The 5,983-nt window shown below is 57.4% G+C and carries 4 protein-coding genes; all 4 read right to left on the minus strand.

Annotation, left to right across the window (positions count from 1 at the left end; all coding sequences use genetic code 11):
- Positions 1 to 1,135 (minus strand): SAVED domain-containing protein (locus tag HT737_RS28900; RefSeq protein WP_182404533.1); only part of this gene is annotated, 1,135 nt, incomplete at its 3' end.
- Positions 1,136 to 1,489: 354 nt separating this feature from the next.
- Entirely contained in the window at positions 1,490 to 3,964 is a 2,475-nt protein-coding gene (locus tag HT737_RS28905; RefSeq protein WP_374011211.1) for an efflux RND transporter permease subunit, read from the minus strand.
- 2 nt (positions 3,965 to 3,966) lie between these two features.
- On the minus strand, positions 3,967 to 4,542 hold the full coding sequence (locus tag HT737_RS32910) for an efflux RND transporter permease subunit (RefSeq protein ID WP_374011212.1): 576 nt from the start codon (positions 4,540 to 4,542) through the stop codon (positions 3,967 to 3,969).
- 87 nt (positions 4,543 to 4,629) lie between these two features.
- Positions 4,630 to 5,983 (minus strand): efflux RND transporter periplasmic adaptor subunit (locus HT737_RS28910; protein WP_182404534.1); only part of this gene is annotated, 1,354 nt, incomplete at its 5' end.

Raw genomic sequence — 5,983 nt, forward strand, 5'->3', positions numbered from 1 at the left:
GCAGTGTTTGCGTAAACCGATCTTGGTTTTCTTTGTCCCGATCGAAGATCAGGTATGTATGTTGATGCTGTGTTGTGAGCAACGCGCCAAACTCGATGGCCAATGCCGCAGGAATGGCGGCGAAGACGTGGATAGGGTCAGGAGTCAGAGCCTCAAGCTGGCTCAGTCGTATTTGAAGTGCGTCACGAAAGGCATGAATCACCCGACGGTTTTGTACCATCGCATAGCTTGGCTCTGGGATCGACAGCTCTGCAATACGTGCACCGGGCAGAGCTTCGGCCACGTCGCGAACTGGAACTTGCGCAGAAATGGAGAGCACAAGCGCCAGTGGCCCGTCGCCGTCGGGGGGAGGTGTAAACAAAAAAGCGGGCGGCTCAGCGGACTGATCTGGCCAGCGCAAAAGATGCTCGCGGTGAAAGGAGAAGATCAAGCGCTTGGAACGGTCGCCGATACTCTGGCCCAACATCATCAAAGCCGGAATGTCGGCCAAGCCGACTACTGCTAGCGCAGGCGAGTCGCCATAGGTGCCGCCGCGACGCTTGAGTTGCTGCTCCAGCTCATACTGGACGCTGTCTTTGACGTTCTGCCAATAGGTAGTGTCCCTGCCACGTGGTCCGGGCGCAGCGAAGGTGATTTTGATGCCTTGATCGAAGGCGGTTAATCCCTCGGCGGACATCGCAGTCAACAGATCGCGAACGGGGATATCGTTGATCGTCTGAAAATGCTGACTCTGGACGATGAGCGGAATGGCTCTGCCACCATCGGGGGTCGTTGCCGCGAGCCGGATGCGTTCCAGGTACGCTTGGTGTAAACCACTCAAATCATTTTCAGGATACCCATCTGCGTCACGATCAATTTTGTCATGACAACCTGGGCACAGGAGCATCAGATTAGCGGTATTGTTTGTGTGCGCCTCAGCATCATGATCCGCGCGTCCCCGAGGGCCTTTGGGACTGGCGGGCAGGATATGCGCCACTTCGCCCCATTTCATTGGCTTGCCGGCACGATAATCGAACGTCAGATCCGTGCCGCACAGTTCACAATGACCAGCGGTCTGTGTCCATACGATCCGCTTCGTCTCATCATTTGTGTTGAAGCGCCCGCTTGCGGGTTTAGCGTCTTCTTGTTCTGCCATTCCGACCTACCCCAGAGAAACATCCATGATTGAAAACGATGATGGCAAGATAAGATCATATTAAGGTCATTCGCCTCGATTTCAAGAGTGATCTGAGGGTGACGAATGCTGAGTCGGCTTTGAGCAGGATGCTGTTTGTGGCTCATCGAAACACAGTAGGGCAGCGTTCGTTTTTCTGGCAAGTGCTGGTGGGTAACGGCACTGACCACAGCGTATGTATCGAAATTAGCGAGTTTATGCAAAAGACATAAACTTGCTAATTTCGATACATACCGCGCGTAGGACTGATGAAAACGGGCTGTGCAGTTCAAACGAGGCTGCAAGCGCAGCCCCTTTTGTATGCATTTTTACGCGTCAGTGCTTGCCAGGCTCAACGGACAAGTGTCGACGACGCATGAGGTGATAGGCCGCCGGGATCACAAACAGCGATAGCAAGGGCGCCGTAACCATACCTCCAATCATCGGGGCGGCAATGCGGCTCATCACCTCGCTGCCGGTACCGCTTCCCAAAAGTATTGGCAACAAACCAGCGATAACCACCGCAACGGTCATGGCCTTGGGTCGAACGCGCTGCACAGCGCCTTCACGAATCGCGGCCATTAACCCGTGTTCTGTGTTGTCACCGAGGTCTTGACGCTCGGCCCAGGCATTTTTCAGGTAGAGCAGCATGATCACGCCAAATTCTGCAGAAACACCGGCCAAGGCGATAAAGCCGACCCCGGTGGCGACCGACAGGTTGAATCCCAACAGATAGAGAAACCATGCCCCGCCCGTGAGAGCGAATGGCAGCGTGGCCATAATCAGCAAAGCCTCATCAAGGCGTGCAAATGTCAGGTAGAGCAACACGAAGATGATCAACAGCGTGGCAGGCACCACCAGTTTGAGTCGTGCGTTGGCCCTTTCAAGAAACTCGAACTGACCTGAGTAGCTTAAGCTCATGCCGGGCTGCAACTTTACCTGCTCACTGACGACCCGGCGTAGATCGGCCACCACGGAGGCAATGTCCCGGCCATGCACGTCGATGTACACCCAGCCTGAAGGCCGTGCGTTCTCACTCTTGAGCATTGGCGGCCCGTCGTTGACCTTGATCTTCGCCACGGTGCCAAGGGTGATCTGGCTGCCTAGTGGGGTGTAGATCGGTAACTGCTCCAAAGCACCGAGCGAATCCCGCCACTCCCGAGGGTAGCGGACGTTGATTGGGAAGCGTGCAAGCCCTTCAATGGTCTCGCCGACATTTTCACCGCCGATAGCGCCGGCCACGATCGACTGCACATCGGCGATATTCAGTCCGTAGCGGGCGGCGGCTTTTCGGTCGATATCCACGTCGATGTAACGCCCACCGGTTAATCGCTCGGCCAAAGCCGAACTGACACCGGGTACGCCCTTAGCCACTCGCTCGACCGCCTGAGTCGCGGCATCAATCTCCGTCAGATTGGTGCCGGCAACTTTCACCCCAACAGGACTCTTGATCCCCGTAGCCAGCATGTCGATACGGTTGCGAATCGGCGGTATCCAGATATTGGTCAGCCCAGGAACTCGCACCACTCGATCCAGCTCTTCCACTAGCTTTTCCTGAGTCATGCCTGGACGCCAATGCTCCTGCGGCTTGAACTGGATGGTGGTTTCGAACATCTCCAACGGCGCCGGGTCGGTGGCAGTTTCAGCACGACCGGCTTTACCAAAGACATGTTCGACCTCCGGCACGGTCTTGATCAGGCGGTCGGTCTGTTGCAGCAGTTGCGACGCTTTCTGCGCCGACAATCCCGGCAGAGCCGAAGGCATATAGAGCAGGTCGCCCTCGTCCAACGGTGGAAGAAACTCGCCACCCAAGCGCGACATTGGCCATAATGCGCTGATAAAAACCAGCAACGCGACCAGCAGCGTGATCTTCGGTCGTCGCAAGACTGCATCCAGAGCCGGCTGGTAGATCCGGATGAGCCAGCGGTTCAACGGGTTCTGTTGTTCACTGGGAATTCGTCCCCGAATCCAGTAGCCCATCAACACCGGCACCAAGGTCACTGACAATCCCGCCGCCGCGGCCATGGCGTAGGTCTTGGTGAAAGCCAGCGGGCCGAATAGCCGCCCCTCTTGCGCTTGCAGGGTGAACACCGGAATGAACGACAGCGTGATGATCAACAAACAGAAGAACAGTGCTGGTCCTACCTCCGCCGCCGCTTCAGTCATCACGTGCCAATGACGTTCACCTTTCAGTTCCTCCCCAGGATTGGCCGCGTGCCAGGCCTCAACCTTCTTGTGCGCGTTTTCAATCATCACCACGGCAGCGTCGACCATGGCGCCGACGGCGATGGCAATCCCGCCCAGGGACATGATGTTGGCGTTGATCCCTTGATAGCGCATCACGATGAAGGCAATCAGTACCCCCACCGGCAGGGAGATGATTGCCACCAGAGATGAACGCAGGTGCCAGAGAAAGATCCCGCAGACCAACGCGACGACGATGAACTCTTCGATTAGCTTGTGGCTGAGATTTTCCACGGCGCGGTCGATCAGCTTGCTGCGGTCGTAGGTGGTGACGATTTCCACCCCCGCCGGCAAGCTGCTTTTCAACTCGTCGAGTTTGGTCTTGACCGCCGCAATGGTTTCGCGAGCATTCTTGCCGCTGCGCAGAATTACCACACCGCCAACCGTCTCGCCTTCGCCGTCGAGTTCGGTGATGCCACGCCGCATTTCCGGACCCAACTGGATCGTGGCGACATCGCTAAGGGTCACCGGCACACCGCCCGATCCCAGCTTGAGTGGGATCGCCCGAAAATCATTGAGCGTTTTCAAGTAGCCGGAAGCCCGCACAATGAACTCGGTCTCTGCCATCTCTAGGACGCGCCGCCGGTTTCCTGATTGGCCTTGCCGATCGTTTCGGTCACCTCGGCCTGCGTGATACCGAGGCTGGCCAATTTGAGTGGATCAAGCTGCACCTGGTACTGCTTGACCATCCCACCCACGGTGGCCACCTCGGCAACATTGGGCAGAGTCTTGAGTTCGAACTTGAGGAACCAGTCCTGAAGTGCACGAAGTTGCGCCAGATCGTGTCCGCCACTGCGATCTACCAGCGCGTACTGGAAAATCCAGCCAACGCCTGTCGCATCTGGCCCCAACGCCGGTTTGGCGCTGGCCGGCAAGCGACTTTGTATTTGGCTCAGGTACTCCAACACCCGCGAGCGGGCCCAATACAAGTCAGTACCGTCTTCGAACAGCACATAGACAAAGCTGTCACCAAAGAAGGAGTAGCCGCGCACGGTCTTGGCGCCAGGCACCGAAAGCATGGTGGTGGCCAACGGATAGGTCACCTGGTTCTCGACAATCTGCGGTGCCTGTCCCGGATACGGGGTGCGGATGATCACCTGAACATCGGAGAGATCCGGCAGCGCATCAATGGGCGTGCTCTGCACCGACCAGATGCCCCAAGCCGTGACAAAAAAGTGTCGCCAGTAGCACCAGGAATCGGTTGGCCACTGACCAGCGAATCAGGGCGGCGATCATGGCTGGCTCCCCGATTTGTCTAGACGCTCAACACGCAGGCCATCGTCGGTCTGACTCACCGCAACCCGAACCTTATCGCCCGTTTTGAGGCCCAGCATCAGCGCCGGAGTAGCGAGTGGGAACGTCATCGTCATGCCAGGCATGCCCAACGTTTTGAAGGGACCATGGGCGAGTGTGACTTCTTTGTCGTTGATCTCAACGATCTGCCCATCCGCCTCATGAAAACTGGAGACTGCTGCGCTGGGTGGTGACTCTTCCTCCGAGCTTGCAACGATGCCCTTGAGACTGGCCTCCGAGTCGAGCAGGAACTGGCCAGAGGTAACCACCTTCTGGCCCTCTTCCAGACCTTTCAAGATCGCCGTCTTGTCATCGTTTTCCTGCCCGATCAACACTTCAACAGGACGATAGCGGCCAGCGTCTTCAGCAAGCATCACCAGAGCACGTCGACCGGTGCGAATGACGGCCTCGCTCGGCACCCACAACACACTTTGCTCCGTTGAACGATTGAGGCTCACTCGTGCGGTCATACCCGGCCTGAGACGGCCTTCTGGGTTGGGTAACTCGACGCGTACGCGAAGGGTGCGGCTATCCGGATTGGTTTCCGGAAGAATCGCGCTGACGACGCCCTTGAGCACAACCCCAGGGAACGCGGGCAAATGCGCCTCTGCCGTTTGCCCCATGAGGATCGATCCAGATTCAGTCTCCGGAACGGCCAAGGCCAGCCAGACGCTACTCAAACCATTAACGCGTGCCAGTGTCTCGCCGGCGGCCACCGTCATACCCTCGCGCACATTGAGCTCTTGCAGCACACCACTAATAGGGCTGGTGAGGGTCAGGTTTGGTTGGACTTTGCCACTGCGCTCTACTTGAGCAATTGATGCCGCCGGCATCCCGGTGAGCCGCAAGCGCTGGCGAGCCACTGCCAGCAAGCCTGTATCGCCACTGCGCTTGAGTGCGAGAAATTCCTCCTGAGCCGCAGCCCACTCAGGTACAAGGATATCCGCCATGGCGGCATTGGCTTTGATCACGTCGCCAGGAGCATGGGCATACACGCGCTCGACGAAACCCGCCGTACGGGCTTGAATGACGGCGACGTCCCGTTCGTTGAAAGCCAACACTCCGACAACGTCCAGACTCGAAGCAAACACACCTCGACTGACGGTAGCCAGTCGCACACCGAGGTTCTGGGTCAGGCTTGGATCAATGCGAACAGTGTCACTGTCCCCCTTGCTATCCGCGTACTGAGGGACCATTTGCATGTCCATGAAGGGCGACTTACCCGGCTTATCGAATTTCTGTTGTGGGTACATGGGGTCGTACCAATACAGAAACTTTGCGATCGACTGATGA

The sequence above is a fragment of the Pseudomonas sp. MD195_PC81_125 genome (genome assembly GCF_014060985.1).
Taxonomy (GTDB): domain Bacteria; phylum Pseudomonadota; class Gammaproteobacteria; order Pseudomonadales; family Pseudomonadaceae; genus Aquipseudomonas; species Aquipseudomonas parakoreensis.

Excerpts from the sequence above, each read along its gene's own strand:
- HT737_RS28905 (WP_374011211.1), bottom strand. The coding sequence starts at position 3,964 with ATGGCAGAGACCGAGTTCATTGTGCGGGCTTCCGGCTACTTGAAAACG.